The 20683-nt window shown below is 70.8% G+C and carries 18 protein-coding genes; 9 read left to right on the forward strand and 9 right to left on the reverse strand.

Annotation, left to right across the window (positions count from 1 at the left end; all coding sequences use genetic code 11):
* Positions 1-666 precede the first annotated feature (666 nt).
* From NYF13_RS13345 to NYF13_RS13370, 6 genes are all read left to right on the forward strand, one after another.
* The gene (locus NYF13_RS13345) at positions 667-1110 is read left to right on the forward strand and encodes a MarR family transcriptional regulator (RefSeq protein ID WP_315656650.1); all 444 of its coding nucleotides are present in this window, start codon (positions 667-669) and stop codon (positions 1108-1110) included.
* 95 nt (positions 1111-1205) lie between these two features.
* Entirely contained in the window at positions 1206-2516 is a 1311-nt protein-coding gene (locus NYF13_RS13350; RefSeq protein WP_315656651.1) for an MFS transporter, read from the forward strand.
* A gap of 35 nt (positions 2517-2551) precedes the next feature.
* Positions 2552-3127 carry an isochorismatase family protein gene (locus NYF13_RS13355; RefSeq protein ID WP_315656652.1) on the forward strand — a complete coding sequence of 192 codons (576 nt, stop codon included), beginning with the start codon at positions 2552-2554 and terminating at the stop codon, positions 3125-3127.
* A 371-nt stretch (positions 3128-3498) separates the two neighbouring features.
* Positions 3499-4179: a TetR/AcrR family transcriptional regulator gene (locus tag NYF13_RS13360; protein ID WP_315656653.1), complete on the forward strand. Its 681-nt coding sequence runs from the start codon at positions 3499-3501 to the stop codon at positions 4177-4179.
* Entirely contained in the window at positions 4176-5300 is a 1125-nt protein-coding gene (locus NYF13_RS13365) for an NAD(P)/FAD-dependent oxidoreductase (protein ID WP_315656654.1), read from the forward strand. Before NYF13_RS13360 ends, NYF13_RS13365 begins: the two co-directional genes overlap by 4 nt.
* A 340-nt stretch (positions 5301-5640) precedes the next feature.
* Positions 5641-5886 carry a PLDc N-terminal domain-containing protein gene (locus tag NYF13_RS13370; RefSeq protein WP_315656655.1) on the forward strand — a complete coding sequence of 82 codons (246 nt, stop codon included), beginning with the start codon at positions 5641-5643 and terminating at the stop codon, positions 5884-5886.
* 56 nt (positions 5887-5942) lie between these two features.
* Here the strand turns inward: NYF13_RS13370 and NYF13_RS13375 are convergent, their stop codons facing one another.
* Positions 5943-6128, reverse strand: coding sequence for a hypothetical protein (locus NYF13_RS13375; protein ID WP_315656656.1), 186 nt, complete (start codon positions 6126-6128; stop codon positions 5943-5945).
* A gap of 167 nt (positions 6129-6295) precedes the next feature.
* Positions 6296-9277, reverse strand: a complete 2982-nt coding sequence (locus tag NYF13_RS13380) for a tetratricopeptide repeat protein (protein ID WP_315656657.1) — start codon at positions 9275-9277, stop codon at positions 6296-6298.
* Positions 9278-9617: 340 nt separating this feature from the next.
* Here NYF13_RS13380 and NYF13_RS13385 point away from each other — a divergent pair, with 340 nt between their 5' ends.
* Both NYF13_RS13385 and NYF13_RS13390 read left to right on the forward strand, forming a co-directional pair.
* Complete coding sequence (locus NYF13_RS13385) at positions 9618-10712, forward strand: hypothetical protein (RefSeq protein ID WP_315656658.1); 1095 nt, start codon at positions 9618-9620, stop codon at positions 10710-10712.
* A 1-nt stretch (position 10713) separates the two neighbouring features.
* Positions 10714-10965 (forward strand): hypothetical protein, encoded by a 252-nt coding sequence (locus NYF13_RS13390; protein WP_315656659.1) that lies wholly within the window; start codon positions 10714-10716, stop codon positions 10963-10965.
* Here NYF13_RS13390 and NYF13_RS13395 read toward each other — a convergent pair whose 3' ends face one another.
* The 4 genes from NYF13_RS13395 to NYF13_RS13410 all read right to left on the reverse strand — a co-directional run bounded on the left by NYF13_RS13395 (position 10966) and on the right by NYF13_RS13410 (position 15719).
* Complete coding sequence (locus tag NYF13_RS13395; RefSeq protein ID WP_315656660.1) at positions 10966-13095, reverse strand: AAA family ATPase; 2130 nt, start codon at positions 13093-13095, stop codon at positions 10966-10968. It abuts the gene before it with no gap.
* A gap of 129 nt (positions 13096-13224) precedes the next feature.
* Positions 13225-14052 carry a trypsin-like serine protease gene (locus NYF13_RS13400; protein WP_315656661.1) on the reverse strand — a complete coding sequence of 276 codons (828 nt, stop codon included), beginning with the start codon at positions 14050-14052 and terminating at the stop codon, positions 13225-13227.
* Positions 14053-14259: 207 nt separating this feature from the next.
* Positions 14260-14778, reverse strand: coding sequence for a lytic polysaccharide monooxygenase auxiliary activity family 9 protein (locus tag NYF13_RS13405; protein WP_315656663.1), 519 nt, complete (start codon positions 14776-14778; stop codon positions 14260-14262).
* A 269-nt stretch (positions 14779-15047) separates the two neighbouring features.
* Positions 15048-15719, reverse strand: a complete 672-nt coding sequence (locus tag NYF13_RS13410; protein WP_315656664.1) for an SDR family NAD(P)-dependent oxidoreductase — start codon at positions 15717-15719, stop codon at positions 15048-15050.
* A gap of 84 nt (positions 15720-15803) precedes the next feature.
* Between NYF13_RS13410 and NYF13_RS13415 the strand changes: the two genes are divergently transcribed.
* Positions 15804-16397: a TetR/AcrR family transcriptional regulator gene (locus tag NYF13_RS13415; RefSeq protein ID WP_315656666.1), complete on the forward strand. Its 594-nt coding sequence runs from the start codon at positions 15804-15806 to the stop codon at positions 16395-16397.
* Between the two features lie 174 nt (positions 16398-16571).
* Here the strand turns inward: NYF13_RS13415 and NYF13_RS13420 are convergent, their stop codons facing one another.
* Genes NYF13_RS13420 through NYF13_RS13430 form a run of 3 tightly spaced genes read right to left on the reverse strand, consistent with a single transcriptional unit; the run spans position 16572 to position 20525 of the window.
* Positions 16572-17189, reverse strand: a complete 618-nt coding sequence (locus tag NYF13_RS13420) for an ABC transporter ATP-binding protein (protein ID WP_315656667.1) — start codon at positions 17187-17189, stop codon at positions 16572-16574.
* Entirely contained in the window at positions 17186-17857 is a 672-nt protein-coding gene (locus NYF13_RS13425) for an ATP-binding cassette domain-containing protein (RefSeq protein WP_315656668.1), read from the reverse strand. The genes NYF13_RS13420 and NYF13_RS13425 overlap by 4 nt, the downstream gene beginning before the upstream one ends.
* Positions 17844-20525 carry an FtsX-like permease family protein gene (locus NYF13_RS13430; protein ID WP_315656669.1) on the reverse strand — a complete coding sequence of 894 codons (2682 nt, stop codon included), beginning with the start codon at positions 20523-20525 and terminating at the stop codon, positions 17844-17846. The genes NYF13_RS13425 and NYF13_RS13430 overlap by 14 nt, the downstream gene beginning before the upstream one ends.
* Positions 20526-20683 lie beyond the last annotated feature (158 nt).

A 20683-nucleotide genomic window follows, 5' to 3' on the forward strand; every position in this document is an offset into this window, starting at 1 on the left:
CCGACCGCACCGTGCGCGAGTGGCCGTGGACCCCGGATCGCGGAGAACCGGCGCTCGGGCCGGGCGGAGCCGGACACTGAGTGGCAATTCAACGAGACCCACACCCGCCGGGGCAGGCACCCTGCCCTGAAACCACCCTGCCCTGAAACATCCGCTCCCGCGCCACCATCCACAGTGGACGGGAACGAGGATGCCCCCGCTCCCGCCGCGGCAGTGGGTCCGGCGGCGGGAGCAGGAGCGGGTGCCCGCCCCGCGCGGCCGGCCGGGGGAGGGGGCGCGCAGGGGCGGGTGGCGGGGGACCCCCGGTCCGTTGCCTGCGGACCGGGGGAGGGGGTGCTCCCGCTCCCGTGGCGGCCGGCTGGGGGTCCGGCGGGCGGGAGCAGGAGCACGGGGTCCCGTCCCCGCGCGGCTGGGGGGAGGGCCGCGGCGGGGGCGGGTGGACTGGCATCGGTGCGGGGGTCGCCTCTCGGCGGAATGCGCGACCCGGCCCGGGAGGACCCGGTGGTCCGGGAGGGCGAGGGGTGAGGCCCGGGGACCCCTCCGCACCGACACTCCTTACAACGCACCAGGCCCCGTCGTGTTCCGCGAACCGGGGCGATCCACGTCACCCGGAAATCTCTTCAGGTGAAGCTGGACAGTTAAGACTGATCAGTTTACTCTGAAGGTATGGACGAGGGCATCGCGACGGATTCGGCCGTCTACGCCGCGCGGGAGATCCGCGTGGTCTTCAGCCGCATCCGGCGGCGGCTGAAGGACGCTTCCGACAACCAGGGGCTGACCCCGTCGCAGATCTCGGTGTTGAGCCGCCTGAGCAAGGAAGGCCCGGCGTCGATGAGCGCGCTGGCCGCGGCCGAGCGCGTGCGTCCCCAGTCCATGGCGGCCACCCTCGCCCACCTCGACGAGCACGGCTTCACCCAGCGCCGTCCCGATCCGGACGACGGGCGCCGCCAGCTCATCTCCCTCAGCGATACCGGCCGTGAGTTCGTCGAGGGGAAGCGCCGCGCCGGTGAGCAATGGCTCGTGCGCGCCCTCGACGAACGGCTGTCCGAGCGGGAACGCCGGACGGTCATCGAAGCCATGGCCCTGATCGAAAGGCTTGACGCACCGTGAAAAGCCTCTCCCGGACCCCCGATGCCACCCGGCGCTCCAGCCGGTGGCGCAGGCCGAAAGACCCCGAAGCCTTCGACCGCCGGCTGATCGCGCCGATGATCGTGGGTTCCATCCTGAACCCGGTCAACTCCTCGATCATCGCCGTCTCGCTGGTGCCGATCGGGGTGGCGCTCGGCGCGCCCCCGGCCCAGACGGCGTGGCTGGTCTCCGCGCTCTACCTGGCCACCGCGATCGGCCAGCCGGTGGTCGGGCGGCTGGTGGACCTGTACGGGCCCCGGCGGCTCTTCCTGATCGGCGGCGCGCTGGTGGGCGTCGCGGGGGTGCTCGGCCTGGTCGCGCCGAACCTGCCGGTGCTGATCGTCGCCCGGGTGCTGCTCGGGTTCGGCACCTGCGCCGGCTACCCGGCCGCGATGTCGCTGATCCGCGGTGAGTCCGAGCGCACCGGACGCGACCGCCCGGCCGGTGTGCTCACCCTGCTCTCCATCACCACGCAGACCGTCGCGGTGATCGGCCCCACCCTCGGCGGACTGCTGATCGGCCTGGGCGGCTGGCGCGCGACGATCGCGGTCAACCTGCCGCTCTCGGCCGCCTGCCTGGTCCTCGGCGGGCTGTACCTCCCGCGTGGGCACCAGCGCCCGGACGGTCCGGTGCGGCTGGACCTGCCCGGCATCGGCCTGTTCGCCGCGACGCTGGTCTCGCTGCTGCTGTTCCTGATGAACCCGAACGCCGCGCACTGGTACCTGCCGGTGATCGCGCTCGGGGCGGGCGCGGGCTTCGCCGTGCGGGAACTGCGCACCACGGACCCGTTCCTCGACCTGCGCGTGCTGGGCGGGAACCTCCCGCTGCTGCTCACCTACGTCCGCAGCCTGCTCGCCTACGTCGTCTCGTACGCCTTCCTCTACGGCTACACCCAGTGGCTCGAAGAGGGCCGTGGCCTGTCCGCCTCCCGGGCCGGTCTCCTGCTGCTGCCGGTGTTCCTGGTCGGGATCGGGGTCGCCGCGCTGACCGGGCGGTACCGGGAGCTGCGCGGCAAGCTGCTCGTCGGCGCCGCCGGGCAGATCGCGGCCTGCGCGCTGCTGTTCACCCTCGGCGGGGCCGGCTCGGTCTGGCTGCTCGTGCTCGTGGCCGTGGTGCTCGGCCTGCCGCAGGGGCTCAACAGCCTCGCGTTGCAGAACTCCGTGTACCACCAAGCGGATCCCGAGCGGATCGGCGCGTCCTCCGGGCTGCTGCGCACCTTCATGTACCTCGGCGCGATGGTCGCGTCCGCGGCCACCGGCGGCTTCTTCGGCCCGCGGGCCGACACCGCCGGCCTGCACAGTCTCGCCTGGTTCGTGCTCGCGGTCAGCGGGCTGTTCCTGGCCGTCACCCTGTTCGACCGGACGCTGCGGCCCGCCGCGGCGAAGTGACCGGCACCCACCCCTACCGACGAGGAGAACACCGAATGCCCGTCTCGACCATCGACGAGCGCACCGCGCTGGTGCTGATCGACCTGCAGAACGGCGTCGCCGCGGCGCCGACGCAGCCCTACAGCGGGCCGGAGGTGATCTCGCGGGCGGCCGAGCTGGCGGACGCCTTCCGCGCCGCCGGGCAGACCGTCGTCCACGTCCGGGTGACGATGGCCGCCGACGGTTCCGACTGGCCGGGCGGCCGCACCGAGGGCCGGTCCCGCGGCGGCACCCGCCCCGAGGGCTGGGACCGGATCGTCGACGAGCTCTCCGGCCACCCCGAGGACCTCGTGGTGACCAAGCGCAACGTGGGCGCCTTCCACGGCACGGACCTCGACCTGCACCTGCGCCGCCGCGGGGTCACGCAGATCGTGCTGGGCGGCATCGCCACCAGCATGGGCGTCGAGGCCACCGCCCGAGCGGCGTACGACCACGGCTACCACGTGGCCCTGGCCAGCGACGCGATGGCGGACCTGGACGCCGAGGGGCACCGTCACAGCGTCGAGCGGGTGTTCCCGCGCCTGGGCGAAACCGGGACCACGGCGGAGATCCTGGCGCTGCTCGAGTCCTGATCCCGGCGGTCGCGCCCCGGGCCTTCGGGTCCGGGGCCATCGGCTGGGGCGTCTGGCCGGGGTGTCTGGCCGGGGTGAGCGTTGAGACGGCCCCCTGGGCGCGGAAGGGGGTCCAACCAGGGGGCCTGGCCCGCCGCCTGGTCGGGGGAATGTCACGAGGCGGAGCAGGTTGCAGGCAACACTAGCGGTAGAAGTGGATCTAGGAGCAGTCCACGAATAGGTGAATCAACCCTGCTTCTTCTCACTTTGGGTAATCGTTCGAGTTGAGCGCGGTGTTCGGATCCGGTCGCCTATCTCGGATTCGGCTCGCTGGCGACGAACATGTTCGTTCCGAACTTGTTCTTGACGAACATGTTCGCTAAGCTTGGCCCATGACCACACCGCGCAGTCGCCGGGAACGTCCGGCAAAACCGGCCCTGACCAGGGCGGGCATCGTGGCCGTCGCGGTCGGCGTGGTGCGGGCCGAGGGCCTGCACCGAGTCACCATGCGTCGGCTCGCGCAGGAGCTGGACACCGGTGCCGCCTCGCTGTACGTCTACGTCCGCAACACCGCCGAGCTGCACGCGGCCGTGCTCGACGAGCTGCTCGGCGAGGTCGTCCTGACCACGGAGGGCACCTGGGACGAGCGGGTGGCGGCGGTGCTCGGCTCGTACGCCGAGGTGCTGTTCCGCTACCCGGGGCTGGCGCAGTCCGCGCTCGTCGCCCGGCCCAGCGGCCGGCACTACCTGGACCTGACCGAAACGCTGCTCGCGCTGCTGGCCGAGGGCGAGGTTCCGGACGGTCAAGCCGCGTGGGGCGTCGACCTGCTGCTGCAGCGCGTGACCGCCACCGCGGCCGAGCACGTCGTCGCCCAGTCCGAAGAGGACTGGGCCGCGCTCGGCTCCGCCGTGCGGGCGGTCTCGCCCGAAACCCACCCGCGGCTGGCCGCGCTCGGCGACGACCTCACCTCGGGCGATCCGGGCGAGCGCATGGCGTGGTCGGTGCGGGTCCTGTTGTCCGGCATCGCCGCCACACCCACGCACCCCCAGACGAACCTCCAGGAGAAGCCATGACCATCACCATCGTCGGCGCCGGACTCGGCGGCCTGACCCTCGCCCGGGTGCTGCACGACGGCGGCATCGAAGCCGCCGTCTACGACCTCGACGCCTCGCCGGACGCCCGGGCGCAGGGCGGCATGCTCGACATCCACGAGGACTCCGGTCAGTTCGCGCTGCACGCGGCCGGGTTGTACCGGCAGTTCCGCGAGCTCATCCACCCCGGCGGCGAGGCCATGCGGGTGCTCGACCGGCACGGCGTCGTCCGGATGTCCGAAGAGGACGAAGGCGACGGCGGCCGGCCCGAGGTCGAGCGCGGGCGGCTGCGCGACTTGCTGCTCGCCAGCCTGCCCGAGGGCACCGTCCACTGGGGAGCCAAGGTCACCGGCGCCCGGCCGCTCGGCGACGGCCGGCACGAGGTGACGCTGGCCGACGGCACCGCCTTCACCACCGACGTGCTGATCGGCGCGGACGGCGCCTGGTCGCGGGTCCGCCCGCTGCTTTCAGACGCCAAGCCGGTCTACACCGGCGTTTCGTTCGTGGAGCTGGACCTGGTCGAGGCCGACACCCGGCACCCGGCCGAGGCGGCGGTCGTCGGCGGGGGCATGTTCTTCGCGCTGGACCAGGGGCGGGGCTTCCTCGCGCACCGCGAACCGGACGGCAGCCTGCACGTCTACGTGGCGGTGGTGGCGGACGAAAGCTGGACGTCCGGCATCGACTTCACCGACTCCGAGGCCGGGAAAACCGCGCTGCTGAACCGGTTCGAGGGCTTTGCCGAGAGCCTGCTCGCGCTCGTGCGGAACGCGGACGGCGAGCTGGTCCCGCGGCTCATCCACGCGCTGCCGGTCGGGCACCGCTGGGACCGGGTGCCCGGGGTCACGCTGCTCGGCGACGCGGCGCACGTGATGTCCCCGTTCGCCGGGGAGGGCGCGAACCTCGCCATGCGGGACGGTGCCGAGCTGGGCCTGGCGCTGGTCGCGCACCCCGGTGACGTCGAGGCCGCGCTGGCGGAGTACGAGCGGGCGCTGTTCCCGCGCAGCGAGGAATCCGCCGCCGAGTCGGCGCGCGGTCTGGAACTGTGCTTCGGCGCGGGTGCGCCGCAGGGGCTGCTGGACATGTTCACCTCGTTCCGGCCGTGACGAACCGGACCGCCGGACCCGGTTTCCCGCTGCGCGGCCAGGCCGGCTGGGAGCTTCCCGGCGGCCGGGCGAGCCGCTCGGCCCGGTGATGCGCGCGGATCGAGTTCACGCCCGCGAACGATCGGCGGCCCGTCGCGCGTGGGGCGGCCCGGCCGGGCCATGTGGCGATCGCCGTCGGCGGGAACCGGCCCGGCGCCCGGAGATACGACTTTCGGCTTAGCCAGGACGAGCCATCGAGCCGATCCGCTGCGCTGCGCGGCTTGCCACACTGGTCCCACCGGAACCCCTCCGGTGTCCGATGTGGACCAACCGCCCCCGCGGGCGACGAGGAGAAAGACCGATGACCATCCCCTTCACCCTGGCCGCGGCCCCGGACCTCGCGCCCGTCGCGGCCGGGATCGCGCTGGTGGCCGTGATCCTGCTGCCCGTGGCCTTCTTCATCGCCGCACTGGTCGGCATCCTCGGCAGCGAGCTCACCGGGGGCATGAAGCTGGTCTGGACGGTGTTCGCCTTCTGCGCGCCGTTCCTCGGGCCACTGCTGTGGTTCCTGGTCGGGCGCAAGCAGAACACCACGATCCGGGGCTGATCGTGCAGTCACCGGTCCTGGGCTCTGGACCTGAGACCGGTGATCTCCGGTCTGCCTCAGTCAAGTTCGTCGGGGCGAGGCTCCGCGGTGTGCTCCTGGGCTGAAGTGATGGCACCCTCGTCATGCGATCCGCTGGATGCGACCGCCACGGTCTCGTACTGCCAGTAGCCGGGAACCATCACGGCCCCGACCGCCAGCGCAGCTAGTGCCGCCGTCTTCCTGTTGCTGCTCCAGATCGGCACTCAGTTCTCCTCGGTCAATGGTGTCGCGGGTGTCCTGACCGGGGGAACTTTAGCCACGTCGGTGAACAAGGATTGCTGGGGGTCGTAGTCGAAGCTCTTTAGGTTGGCGAGCCAAACTCGGACGGGTTACAAGTACTCCATCCGAGTAAACCCGAAAGTATTTAACTTTAGCGCACCGAGCGTGCTGACTCCTCCTGTGCGTCGGCCAAATCGATTAGAACGTGCCTGGTGTGGTGAAGATCGCCGAGGTGAAGGTAAGCGGCGACGGACAACCGCCAGCCCTCTATGGCGGCGGCGAGCCTTCGTGAGGCGTGGAGCGCATGGCCGAGGACGTGGAACGCGTCCGCCTCCGTGGCGACGTTTCGGGTGCGGGCGGAAAGCCGTGCCGACTGTCGGGCGTAGCCGACGGCTCGATCGTGATGCCCTAGGTTGTAGTGGATTTTCGCGAGTACTGCGCAGGCGCGAGGGGCCACCTCGAGATCGCGGGTCCCCTCGACGACCCCAAGCGCGCGTTCCCCGTAGGTCCGTGCTTCGTCGTACCGGCCGCATCCGTTGAGCGCGGCCGCCAGCTCCGCCAGCGTTTGCGCCTCGCCGTGTCGGTTTTTCAGCCGCTCGCGGATCTTCAGAGCCTGGCTGAACAGATCCAGGGCTTCCTTGGTATGCGACAGCCGCCGATGGGCCAGGGCGGACCCGTGCAAGATCGCGGCCTGCGGTCCGGCCGCGCCCAGCTCCTCGGCCTTTTCCAGCGCTTGCTCGTAGTGGCCGATCGCCGCCTCGGGGTTGCCTCGGTCCAGTTCCATCTCACCTTGTTCCATCAGGCAAATCGTCACGCCCATGGCGCTTCCGTTCTGGCGCGCGAGATCCAGGGCGAGATCGAACTGCCGCTGCGCGCCGTCCGGGTCTCCCAAACGCATCAGGATGCGGCCGAAGTCACTGCGTGAAGCGGCCTCCGACTCCACGTCGCCCAACTCCGCACAGGTAGCGATCGCCACTTCGTAGGGTTTTCGCAAATGATGCAGATAACCGTGACGGCTGAAGATGGCGAACAGGATATGCGGGTATCGCCAGGCGTATTCAGGGTGTCGTAGAGCTGCCCAGTCGATCAGGAGCATCAGGGTTCGTCGCTCATCGAGTAACCAGGTCGCGCCGGCCTTCTCGGATTCGATGGCCGCCGGCGTGACGTCCGGTTCGAGTGGAAGCATCGGCACCATCGGGTAGAACGGGAAGGCCATGCGGTTCGCCGCGAACCCACTGTGCAAGTAGAACGACAGCAACCGCAGCTCAGCCGCGTCGCGTTCCTGTGCATGTTCCCGATCGGCGGAGAGTTCGTGGGCGAATACCTGAAGCAGGTCATGCATTCGGTACTGATCCTGATCACCTGCGTGGTCGATGAAGTGCGCGCCGACAAGGGCTTCGAGGTAGCGGTGAGTGGCTCGCGGCGGCAGCCCTGCCAGTGCTGCCGCCGCGGCCAGGCCGAACGTCGGTACCGGTGGGAGGCCGAGGACGCGAAAGAGCCGCTGCACGTTGGGGTGGAGGTGTCCGTAGGTCACGAAAAGTGTCGCTCGCAGGCTCGCCGGTGGGTCGTCGCCCTCGTCGCCCATGTCCAGCAGCCGGCCCCGGTCCTGCAACTCATCGGCGAAATGTCGCAATGCCAGTTCGCGATGGAGTTCGATGTGGTGGGCGGCAAGCTGCAGAGTCATCGGGAAGCCTTCGCACAACTGCGCCAGCCGGGCCACAGCCTCTTGCTGTGTAGCCGCTCGGGCACCGATGCGGTTGGTCAGCAGTTCGGCGCTGTGCTCCACGCTCAGCGGGGGAACCGACCGGTGACGGGCATCATGCTGCTTGAGCAGCCCGGGCAGGGTCTGCCGACTGGTGACGATGACCAGGCATGGTGCCAGCGTCAGCAACAACGGCTGGACGTGCGCGGACTTCGGGACATTATCCAGGATGACCACGGTCCGCCGACCGTCGAGCAGCTCGCGCAGCCGTGCGGTCCGCTCCAGCGGGCCTGAGTAGCTGCTGGTCCGTCCGCTCAACGCCGACAGCAGGTCGTCGATGACTTCTTCCGGCTCACGCCTGCGGCCGGCCTCGTAGCCGTGCAGGTCGATGTAGATCGCGTGATCGGCGAGGTGGCCCACTTGGCGATGGGCCCAGTGCACGGCCAATGCCGTTTTTCCTATACCGGCTAATCCATCAAGGACGATCACTCCGGGGTGGAACTCTCCGCCGGACGTATGGGCAAGCTCATCAAGGGTGTGCAGGAGGTCGTCGTGCCCCACAAAGTCTTCGATGTCAGGAGGCAGCAACGCACGCCCGGCGCTGTCCGCCGGTGGAACCGCTCCATCGCCGTCGCGGGGTCGAGGGATGGCCGGTCGTTTTGGAGGAGCACCGACAGCCTCGGCGCGGATCAGCTCGTCCTGGAGCCGCTTCAGCTCGGCTGCCGCGTCCTCTTCCTTCCGGGTCCGGAACAGCCTGCGAGCGTCTATGTAGTACTGGTCGCGCTGGTCGGGGTCGCCGAGCAGGTGCAGGGTCTGGAGGCGCTGTTTCGCCAAGCCGAGGTCGGTCCGGTGCTGCCGCTGCAGTTCGTCGAGCCGTCGCAGCACCTCTTGGTGCCGTCCCAGCGCGGACCACTGGGTCAGCAAGAGGTTGTTGGCGGGCAGCCAATCTTCCTGCACAGCGGCGCGGCGGACCCGGTCGGCAGGTGGGGTCCGCAGATCGCGCAAAGGCTGGTCGCGCCACAGGCGAAGCGCTTCTTCGAGCAGCGCGCCGGCTTCTTCATGGCTGTGGCCGGCGCCGAGCAGTCGTGCTTCGCCGACCATTCGGCGGAACGCGGACCAATCAATCAGGTCCGGCTCCGTTTCCAGTACAAAACTGCCGTCCACTGCGCGTAAATCCGCTGGAAGACCTGCGTCCCGGAGCGTGGTACGAATTCGCGCGGTGTAAGTCCGAAACGTCGAAGCCGGGTTGCGCGGCTCCTGCGCCTCTTCGCCCCATACCCAGTCAAGCAGGGACTTGGCGCTGACCAGGCGGTTCGGCAGGTACAGCAGGGCGGCGAGAACCGCGTGCTCCCTGGGGCGCCCCCACTGCACGGTCAGACGCCCGTGCATGTGCAACGCGGTTCTTCCCATAATGCCGAAGGCGATTTCCACCTGTGCAGCACCCCCTCCCCGGGATTTGCTGTACGCGTGAAATTTCCATTCAGTTTCGCACATCGGAGGCCGGGTCGACTGCTGAACGCATGGACAATGACACTGATCTGTCATGTTTGCCGCGTCGGTGAAGCGCTGGTGACCTGAACAGTGAACCGCGGCTGACATGTCCGGCCCGCACGCTCGTCCCCGTCACACCGGTTCATGACGAGGAGGAGCGATGTCGTCCACCACCTGGATCAGAGGTCCCATCGGGCGGGACACGCACACCCGGGTCACCCGTACCGGCTGTCGGTCCGTGCTCGTAGTCGTTCCGACGGTCACCGCCGGTACCCGGCTGATGGACCTGCTGCCGTTGCTGGAGGCGGACCACCGGGTGCAGGTGTTGTTCACGGTCCCGCACACCACCGACGCGTGGCATGGAGTCGAGGACTACGTACGAGCGCAACGCGGAGTGGTCCTGCCGTGGCAGCAGGCGATGCAGCACGAGTTCGACCTGGTACTGGCTGCGAGCCACCGTCAGTTGGACGAGCTGCGAGGGCCGATCTTCCTGGTCCCGCACGGGGCCGGCGCGCTGATGTCCCGGCGTTTCAGCCGAAAAGCCCGGGCCGCGACGGCAGTCACCACCGGGCTGGACCGTGAGCTGCTCACCTTTCGTGGCCGGGTGCTGCCGGCCGCGCTGGCCTTGACCCATGACGCCGAACTCGAGGTACTGCGGGAACGGTGCCCGGAGGCAGTGCCTGTGGCGTTCGTCGGCGGCGACATCTGTGCGGACCGGATGCTCGCCGGACTGCCGCACCGCGCTCGTTACCGGGCTGCTCTCGGGATCGGCGCGCACGAGCGTCTGGTCACCGTGAGCTCGACGTGGTCGCCCGACTCGGCGTTCGGACGGTTCCCCACCTTGTGCCGCCGGCTGCTGGATAACCGCTCGACTTCGACCGGGCGCGTGGCCGCTGTGCTGCACCCGAACGTCTGGACCGTCCATGGTGCGCGGCAGGTGACCGCGTGGCTGTCGGACTGCCTGCGTGACGGCCTGCTGCTCGTCCCACCCGACGAGGGGTGGCAGGCGGTGATGATCGCGTCCGATTGGGTGCTCGGCGACCACGGTTCGACCACCGCCTACGCCGCGGCGATCGGCTGCCCCGTCTCCGTCGTCACCACCCCGGCGGGCAACGTTCGCGACGGCAGCCTCGCGGACCTGGTACGCCGTTCGGCCCCGGAGTGGCACCCGGGGGGCGGGATGGACGCGCAGTACGCGGCGGCCCGCTCGAAGTGCGCCGGACTGGAGCGCATGCTGCTGCCCGCAATCACGTCTCGCCCGGAGAAGGCTGCCGCCCTGATGAGGGTGCAGATGTACCGGCTGCTTGGGCTTCCCGAACCGGAGGCGGCCGCATCGGCGCTGCCGGTGTCCCCGCCCCGGCCCATGGGGCGCTGACGTGTGGGAAGTCCTCGCCGATGGGGTGGCCCGGCTGCACGCGAACCCGGATCTGGTCGTCGCCGAGCTGGGCCGCGCGCCGGCGAGGTGGTGTGCGTGCGCGGACGTGGTCGTTTGCACCACGGGCGCCGGGATGAATGCGGTCGAAGCCTGGCTGGTGGGTTCGCTCCTGCTCAGTGCCCATCGTGGAGCCTGGCTGGCAGTGGTGTGGACACCCGTCGCGGCGGTGCCGGCCTTCAGGGCAGCCGGTTGATCACCCGTCGACCACCGGACCCGGGTTTCGCAATCGGGTCAGCACCTCGCCCGCGCGCGGATCCCCGGCTGAGCTGAAGTGCTCGTACGCCCGGCGCAGGTGGTCGGCGGACTCAGTCATCCGGCCTGCCGCGGCTTCGGCTTCGCCCAGTTCGAAGAGTACTTCCGCAGCGTAGTGCGGCGAGCCGGTGGCGGTGATGATCCGGAGGGCCTCGTGCAGCAGCCGGAGGCCCTCCGGCTGCCGGTCGTGCCGCGTGAGCAGGGTGCCGAGGACCATCAGGGTGCGGGAGTGCTGCACGGAGTCGCCGGTCTCCTCCAGCACGGCCGCGGCGCCGGACAGCTCGGTGATGCTGTCCGCCACCCGGCCCGACCGGCCCAGCACCTGTCCGACCCGGCGGCTCAGCAGCGCGACGCTGCGCCGGTGCCCGAGCCGGGCCTCCAGGTCTCGCGCCTGGCGGTAGTAACCGAGAGCGGCGGGCAGGTCGTTGTTGTCGCGTGCGGCGCGGCCGAGCTGGGACAGCGCGGTCGCGGCCGAGGCGTCGTGTCCTTCGGCTCGGGCGAGGCGCAGTGCCAGCTCGTTCTCCTTCATCGCCTGGGCGTAGTCGCCGCTCTTGGCGAGCGCGTACCCCCGCTGGGAACGCAGCCGTGCCTCGGCGATCCGATGTCCACAGTGGATCGCCGAATCGATGCCCTGCTGCTGAAGGCGAATCCAGTCGGCGTAGTCGCGGTGGTGCAGGAAGAAGCCCCACAGCGCCTCGCAGAACGGCCAGACGAGTTCATGCCATTCGCGTTCGCGGGCCTCCAGCACACAATGCCGGATGGATCGATGTTCCCGGCGCAGCCAGGTCATCGCCTCCTCGGTGGAGGCGAAGGACCGGTACGCGGGTGCCCCGGTGGTGAAGTGCGGTTCGAGCTTCCAGCGGTGCGGGTGCACGACGTCGGTGGCACGAACGGTCATGGTGAGGTACCACTCGATGAAACGGCGGGTCACCGCGCTCTCGCCGGCGCCTTCGTCGAGCTGGGCCGTGGCGCGGGCGTGCGCTCGGACGAGGTCGTGAAACCGGTGGCTACCGTCTTCCTCCTCGCTGAGGAGGTTCACCTCGGCCAGCCGGTCGAAGGTGTCCTCGATTTCGTCCTCGGTGGTGCCGGAGACGTCGGCGAGGACTTCGGGGCCGAAGCGTGGGCCGGGGTGCAGTCCGCACAGGCGGTAGGCGGCGGCGGTCTCCGCGGTCAAACTGCTGTACGAGCTGTCGAAGACGGCCTGCAGCTCGGGGTCCCCGTCGACTGACAGCCGGAGCAGGCGGCTTTCGTCACCGAGCCGGTCGGCCTCACGGGCCACGCTGCGTCTCGGATGGGTCCGCAGTTGCGCCGCGATCATCGAGAGTGCGAGCGGAAGACCCCCGCAGACCGCCGCGATCTGGTGGGTGGCGGTGATCTCGGCGCCGACCCGCTCTTCGCCGACCAATGACGTCAGCGCCTGTACGGACTGCTCGACGTCCCATGGGCGCATGTTCACGGACAATCCTTCACCGGCCAACCGCGGCAGACGCCAGCGACTGGTGACGACGGTCAGTACCGTCTGTGCGGACGAGACCAGAGGACGTACTTGACCCGCGGAAACCGCGTTGTCCAGCAACACAGCGATCCGGCGCTGCGCCGTATGGGTGCGGTAGAGCGCTTCCCGGCGAGGGAGGCTTTCGGGTATCTCGTCCTCGGTGAGGCCGAACGCGGTGAGGAACCAGGCCAGCACCGTCTCCGGCGGCACCGGGCCTGTCGCGTCGAAGGCGCCGAGGTCGACGTAGAGTTGCCCGTCGGGAAACTGGTCCCGGACCTGGTGCAGCCACCGGAGGGCCAGCGCGGACTTCCCGACTCCGCCTGGTCCGCTGATCACCACCAACGGAGGCTCCGCACCCGTGCGGGCCAGGAATCTGTCGAGCTTCATCAGTTCCTCGTCGCGGCAGGGCAGGAAAGGGGGGCTGCCGGGGAGCTGGGAAGGCACCGGGATGTCCTGATGGCTGTGCAGGTGAACGTTCTGAATCGTGCCCGCCTGCACCAGGGAGCCGTGAACCGGGCCGGAAACGCTGTTCAGCGTGTTTCCGGTGTTTTGCTCGCCTGCTAGCTGCTCCCCCACGCCCGCCCCCGTGCGGCCACCTGCCAAGAACTGTTGTTATACCGCACTTCGTGTCGTAATCAGGGTGGGTGTGAACCGTGGCACGCCATACGTCACCCAGATGCGCGAAACCGCCTTAGGATACGTGACTCACTGCGGTTCAGCGACCACCCGATTGATGAAATCGGCTTCGGCCACCACGTCCACGATGACCGCAGGCGGTCCCGCTTCCTCGATGGCCACGCCGGCACCGTGGCTGAGAATTCCGACGAGTCGTACTGCGCCGTCATCGTCTTTCAGGACGGCGCCCCCCGAACAGCCGGCACCCAGATCGTTCGGCACGGGCAGGTTGGCGGCGCACAGCTCACCGGTGCCGCCGATGCGCGGGTCGATCAGCGTGGTCGTGGCCTGGGCCAGTCGGCCGTCACCGTCGCGGCCGCGAGGCCAGCCGAGGATGGTGATGGCGTCACCGACAGCCGGGCTCCGGTCGTCCCGCTCGAGTGCCGGCAGCTCGGCCGCGGTGCCGAGGGTGGCCACGGCGAGATCGTGGGCCGCTGTGGCCGGATCGAATCCGGGGTGGAGGCGGACGTCGGTGATCTTGTGCGCGACGCCCTCGTCCAGGTCCGTGCCGCCGACGCGGGCGGTGAACTCCCGATCGGTCAGCGGGATCGTGCCGGGTTTCTGAGCGCCGGGGCTGAAGACATGGGCGCAGGTGAGGACCGCTCGTGGTGCGATGAGAACGCCGGTCGCGCTGTGCCAGTGGTAGCGGTTGTAAGCGGGTGCGTCGTACTGGAGGCTGACGATCCACGGGGTCGGTGTGGATCGATGGGTGAGGCTCGGCGCGGTATCGAGTGAGTTGACAGTGGAGCGGTAAGCGGCGGCCTGCATCTTCGAGTGGAACGCCTGGCGCCTGGTGGAGGCCGCAGTTCTCAGTCTTTCGAACATCGTTTCCTTCCCGTGTGACGGTAAGGTCGCCATCATCCGATGCAAACACCGATTACCCGATCAGGTTTCGCTGCTTATTGGCACTGTACGGGAGGTGCAAGATCCGGAAAAGCCGTCATTCGGGGTCGTCCGAAGTGGTCGCCGCACCGTTTCCTGAATCGTTTCCGTCTTTCGCGTTCTGAATCCATTGTTGATTCCGTCGGCCGGGGCGCGGACCAGGCCCGCGCCCCGGCCGGTGGGTCAGCTCACCTGCAGGTCGATGCAGGAGTAGAACGCGTTGCCCGTGTCGGCGATGTTCCAGACGGCCAGCACGGTCTGGCGGCCGGTGTAGTTGCCCAGGTTCACCGAGTGCGAGACGGTGGCGGGGGGCTGCTGGTTGTTGCCGCTGAAGCTGGCCACGCGGGTGTTGCCGATGTAGTACTCGTAGTCGGTGGTCTTGTGGCGGGCGGTGAACGTCCAGGTGAACGTCACCGTGCGGCCCACCGGGGCGGCGCGCCAGCCCTTGCTGTTGTCGTTCAGCTCGGCGAAGCGGGCGACGCCGCCGTTGCAGCTTCTCAGGCCCTTCGGGCCTTCCACGCTCTGCGGCTCGTACTTGATCGCACCGCACGAAACCACGTTCTGCGCGCACTGCGCCTGCCGGCTGGCGGGCGCGTTGACGTAGCCGTGCGCGCTCGCGGAGCCGACCGGGCCGACCAGGACGATGACCGGGGCGATCGCCGCGCCGGCCAGTGCGGCGACGAGCTTGCGGTTCGTTTTCATGCCGGGCTCCTTCTACAGGCGGGCCCGCTCCCGTGACGGCCGGCCGCGGCCCCGGACAGGCGCGATCGACCGGCCGCGGCGAGTGGAGCGCGGGCGGAGGGGGAGGAGAGTTATGGTCTAGACCATACGGCAGATTCGGGCTATTCGGTCAGGATTTCCCCTGAATGGACGCCGGTTCCCGCGCCTTCGAAGCCGCTGGAGGCACCGAAGCGGAAGAAGCGATCGCCCACGACTCCCCTTCCGGCCGGACCGCGAGCGGTGCGGTCACCTCACCAGGGCACCGGCTCCCCGTGGCGGTCCAGGAACTGCAGGCCGCCGGCGCCCGCCTGCTGCTCCAGCACGTCCACCACCGCCGGGATGCTCTCCTCGGGGGTGAGGGGCGCGTCCGGTCCGCCCAGTTCGGTCCGGTTGTGGCCGGGGTCGATGAGGAGCTTGGTCCGGCCGTCCTCGGCGTTGCGGGTGGCGTAGCTGCGCATCAACTGGTTCAGCGCGGCCTTGCTGGCCTTGTAGAGCTCGTAGCCGTCCTCGGTGTTCCGCGAGACGCTGCCCTGCTCCGAGGACATGATCGCCACCGTGCCGCCGGGGGTGACGAGGTCGCGCAGGGCCTCCAGGGTTCGCAGCGGGCTCAGGGCGTTGGTGACCATCACCTCGGCGAACACCTCGGTCGGGACCTCGCCGATGGGCTGGTTGCCCCGGTTGATCGCGGCGTTGACGAACAGCAGTTCGTACCGGCGGCCGGAGAGGCGTTCGCGCAGGGCCGCCAGCTGGGCGGGGTCGGTCATCTCCAGGGTTTCGACTTCCAGGCGCGGACCGGCCAGGGCCGGGCTGGGGCCGCGGGTGGTGGCGGTGACCAGCCAGCCGCGGCGGGCCAGTTCGGTGGCGAGGACCAGGCCGAGACCTCGGGAAGCGCCGATGACGAGGGCGCGGGAAGGGTCGGGCATGACAGAACTCCTTGTTCGGGGCGGAAAACTCACCATAGACGAGACGTTGCGTCTCGACAAGGGCGGTACCGGTAGGCTGTCGGCATGCCCGATGCCAGTTCCCCGCCCCGCCGGACGCGTTCCGGGAACCGGCGTGACGAAGCCGCGCGCCTGGCCGTGCTGCACGCCGCCGACGACCTGCTCGTCGAGCACGGGTTCGGCGCGCTGACCGTGGAGGCGATCGCGCGGCGGGCCGGGGTCGGCAAGCAGACGATCTACCGGTGGTGGCCGTCGAAGGTCGAAGTCCTGCTCGACACCCTCATCGAGGACACCGGCAAGCGGTCTCCGGTGCCGGCCGGCAAGGTCACCGCCGAAACCATCCAGACCTACCTGCGCGGCTTCGCCCGGTTCGTCACCCGGGATCCGGCGGGCAAGGTCCTGCTCGCGCTCCTGGCCGAAGCCCAGCACGACCCCGAGACGGCCGAGAGCTTCCACCGGCGGTACCTCGGCCCACGCCGGGAGCAGGAGCGCGAAATGCTCGCCCGCGCGATCGAAGCCGGCGAGATCTCACCGCGGCTGGGGCCCGACGCCGTGCTCGACGCGTTGATCGGGCCGATCGTCTACGGCGCTATGACCGGTTCGAGCCTCCCCCGCGGACTGGTGCCCGCCCTGGTCGAGGCCGTGCTCCGGCCCCGGTGAGCCCGCGGGCCGGGTCCCCGGCCGCGGCGATCACACGGGCCCAGCGCCGTGGCCAGGCCGGTCATCCGGTCCGGCGTCTGCGCCAGCGCCGCCTCGACCTCGCGCTCCACCGCCTCGACGACCGCGCGGAACAGGCCCTGCTCTTCGCGGGGGGCAGGCGGGGTGGGGCCGGGCTCAAGCGCCGGCGAGGGTGATCGTGCGGTCGGCGTGCTGGGTGAGGAGCGGGTCGTGACTGGCGACCAGCACGGTGGCGCCCGCGTCGGCCGCCGCGCGCAGGCTGGTGAGGACCAGTTCGGCGTGGGCGCGGTCCTGGTGGGAGGTGGGCTCGTCGGCCAGCACCAGCGCCGGGGCGGTGACCAGCGCGCGGGCGACGGCGACGCGTTGCTGCTCGCCGCGGGAGATCCGGGCCGGACGGCGGCCGGCGAACTTGGCCAGGTCCAGGGTTTCCAGCAGCTTCGTCACGTCCGTGCGGTCCTGCCGGTTCCGGGCCGGGAAGACGAGGTTGTCGGTGATCGACAGCTCCTCGAACAGGCCGATCGACTGCGGTACGAAGCCGACGTGGTCCCACTGCTGCTCGGCCATGGGCCGGTCCGGCAGCGGCGGGTGCGGGGTGACCACGCCGGTGTCCGGGGTCTCCCAGCCGCCGGCGATCATCAGCAGGGTGCTCTTCCCGGAACCGGACGGCCCGGCCAGCGCGACCAGCTCCCCGGGCTCCAGGTCCAGGCTGACCGGGCGCAGCGCGGGGGTGCGCCGGTAACTCTTGCCGACCTCGGTCAGCGTCAGCAGGCTCATGCGATCCTCCCGTCCACCAGCTCGTGGACGTCGTCGGCCACGCCGGTCAGCTCGGGGTCGTGGGTGGCGACGACCACGCAGTGCCCGAGCGCCGCGAGCTGGTGCAGCGCCGCACCGACGAGGTGGGCCGACGCCCGGTCGAGCTGCGCGGTCGGCTCGTCGGCGAGCAGCGCGCTCGGGTCCCCGGCGGCGGCGAAGGCGAGCGCGACCCGCTGCTGCTCACCGCCGGAGAGCTGCCGGGGGTGGTGGGTGCGGCGCCCGGCCAGGCCGAGCGCGTCGAGCAGTTCGCCGCCGGACGGGCCGGTGCGGCGCAGGCGGGTGGCGAGGCCGAGGTGCTCTTCGACGGTGAGGTAGCCCAGCAGGTTGTCGATCGGGTTCTGGAAGACGTAACCGAGCCGGTGGCGCCGCAGCTCACGGCGGCGGCGCGCGGACAGCGCGGTGGCGTCGACCCCGTCGACCTCGACCGTGCCGTGGGTGGGCCGCTCCAGGCAGGCCAGGATCCGCAACAGGGTCGACTTGCCCGACCCCGACGGCCCGACCAGCGCGGTCACGCGGCCCCGCGCGGCCGACAGCGCGACCTCGTGCAGCGCGGGCACCTCGTGGTCGGAAGCCGGGTAGTGGTGGGTGATCCCGGAGCAGCTCAGGGCCGGCGGGTCATTCGGTGTCACGCAGCACCTCCGCGGGACGGGCGCGGGAGACCGCGCGCTGGGCGGCGAGGGTGGCCAGCACCGCCGCGATCAGGGTCGCGACGGCCAGGCGCAGGGTCAGCGGCCAGGGAGCCGAGACCAGCGGGCCCGGCGCCGCGGCCGGATCGAGGTCGTACCCGGGGCTGGTCACCAGCACGGCGACCACGGCGAACACCAGACCGGCGGCGAACCCGGCGGCCAGCAGCCCGCCGACCTCGTAGAGCAGCGCCCGCCAGTGCGCGCGGGGCCCGATCCCCATCCGCCGCAGCAGCACGTACGCGCTGCGTCGCACCCGGGCCCGCGCGTTCAGGTACAGCAGCAGGCCCACCAGCACGATCGCGCCCGCGAGCACGGAAACCGCGGTCAGGAAGGAGAAGGTGTAGGTGATCGCCGCGTAGACGCCGTTGCCGGTCACGTCCTGGGCCTGGCTGACCGTGCCGATCGGCAGGCCCGCGCCGCTGAGCGCCGGAAGCGTCCGGTCCGGGTCGCCGCGCACCCACAGCTGCCGGTGCGCGCTGCCCCCGGCGAGCCGGTCGAGCACGTCCTGGCGGACGATCAGCTGCGGGAAACCGGAGTTCTTCCCGGGCAGCTGGGCCACGTCGGTGATCGCCAGCCGCACGGTCTGCCCGCCGACCGCCAGGTCGGCGGTGCCCGGGGTGGCGGGCAGGCCCGCCAGCACCCCGGCGGGCGCGCCCGGCGCGGCCAGGGTGTCCATCAGCTCGGCCAGCGTCGGGCCGGGCAGGGCGTCGTCCCAGAACGCGGTGGTGGCGAAGGACTCCGGGTCCACGCCGAGCACGTTGACGGTGGTGGACCCGACCCGGCCCGAGTCGTACCGGCTGACCAGGCTGGACCGGCCGGCCAGCTCCGGCGGGACCCGCACCGGCCCGGTCAGGCCGAGGACCAGGTCGGAGCCCACGATCAGCTGGGACTCCGCGTGCAGCGTGCGGTCCACCGAACCGGTGACCGTGCTCGAGTACACCGAGAGCGCCACCGGGATCGCCGTGGCCCCGATCAGCACCGCGGCCGCGGCGGCGCCGGAGGCGATGCGGTGCCAGGACAGGAACGACACCGGCCTGCTCACCCGCACCGGGTTCACCCGCCCGGCCGTCGCGCGCACGATCCGCGCGGTGACCAGGGCCAGCCCGACCACCAGCAGCAGCGGCACGACGACCAGCCGCGGCGGGATCCCCGCCACCGAACCGGCCGCCCCGGTGCCCAGGGCCGTGCCGTCGCCGAGCACGAAGTAGCAAAGGACCGCCGCGGCCAGCGGGACCAGCTCCCACGGCCACGGACGGGCCCGCTTCGCGCGGGTGTCGAAGTGGGCGGTGATCCGGCGTCCGCTCGCCAGCGCGACGGCGCCCAGCGTCACCAGCAGCGCGCCGGCCGCGGACAGCACCGAACCGGTCAGCGCGCCCGGCGTGACCAGCGGGCTCGGGCCCACGGTGGCCACCAGGTACCGGGCCGCGAACCAGCCCGCGACGCTGCCGAGGACCACCACCGCGCCCGTTTCCAGCACCGCTTTGCCCACCAGGGCCCCGGGTCCGACGCCGCGGGCCGACAGCACGGCCAGCTCGGCCCGGCGCCGGTCCACCCAGAACGAGCCCGCCGCGGCCGCGATCACCAGACCGGCCAGCGCGCCCGCCGCGCCCATCGGCACCACGGTGGCGACCAGGGACGAGCTCACGTGGTCGGCCCGCTCGGTCATCCCGCGCAACGAGGACGTGAACTGCTGGTGGGTGAAGGCGGCTCCCAGCGGGCCGCCGGGGTCGGCGCCGAGCGTCCGCAGCCGCTCCAGGCCGGCGACCACCGGGGCGACGCTGGCCGTGGTCAGTCCCGTCGCGTCGACCGAGCTTTCGGTCAGGGCCCCCACCTGGGACTCGGGGGTGAGCAGCTTCAGCAGGTCCTCGCCGGGGAGCAGCGCCATGGGGTAGGTGCCGCTGTTGCTCAGCGGGCTGCCGCGGTAGAGGCCCTTGAGGCTGCACCAGTACTGCTCGTCCGGAAGCGAGCGCAGGTCGCGGTACACCGCCGCGACGCGCAGGGTGGCGACCGGCGCGGTGTCGGCGGCCTTGGTGTTGCCCGCTCCGGCGGCGCCACCGGAGCGGGCGCCGGCGGTCAGCGAAACCGGGTCGCCCACCTTGAGCCGTTGTAGGTTCGCGAACTGGTCCGGCAGCCAGATCCCCGGTCCGGGGCCACCGGAGAGCACTTGGACGTGACCGGCGAAACCGTCGCGGGAGACCAGGTTGACCAGGCGTTGCTCGGGGTGCGCCGGGGTGCCGTTCGCGATCGCCACGTTCGAGCCGGTCATCAGGGTGGTCACCGGCTCGGACAGGCCCGGGATGCCCTTTTCGGCTTCGGTGGCCGCCGCGACGCGCGCGTCGTACAGCGGTTTTCCCACTTTTTCCGGCGAACCGGGAACGGCCGGCACCGTCGGCAGCTCGCCCTGCCACTGAGCGCCGACGGGCCACTCGCACGCCAGTTTCGCCTGCGTCTGCAGGGTTTCGGTGCCCGCGGAAGAGAGGAAGAGCGAGATCGCCGCGGCCGGCAACGCCACCAGCACCGCGGCGGCGAGCACCGCCAGCACCACCGTCGGCTGCCGCCAGATCATTCCCGGTGCCCGCGACCACGGTGCGGGCAGCCCCCTTGTTGGCATGCGGTGGAGTTTCACACACCGGGGCCGGGGCCGGTAGGGCTGGAGATCGTTCCGAGATAACGATTTCCCGAAAGTGACGGACAGTGCGAGAGCGAGCGCTTCGCGTGGCCTGCAAGGGTTTTCCGCATCGGACCGCGGCCCACGGGGAATTCGTGGCG

The sequence above is a fragment of the Amycolatopsis sp. PS_44_ISF1 genome, assembly GCF_032335455.1.
Lineage (GTDB): Bacteria > Actinomycetota > Actinomycetes > Mycobacteriales > Pseudonocardiaceae > Amycolatopsis.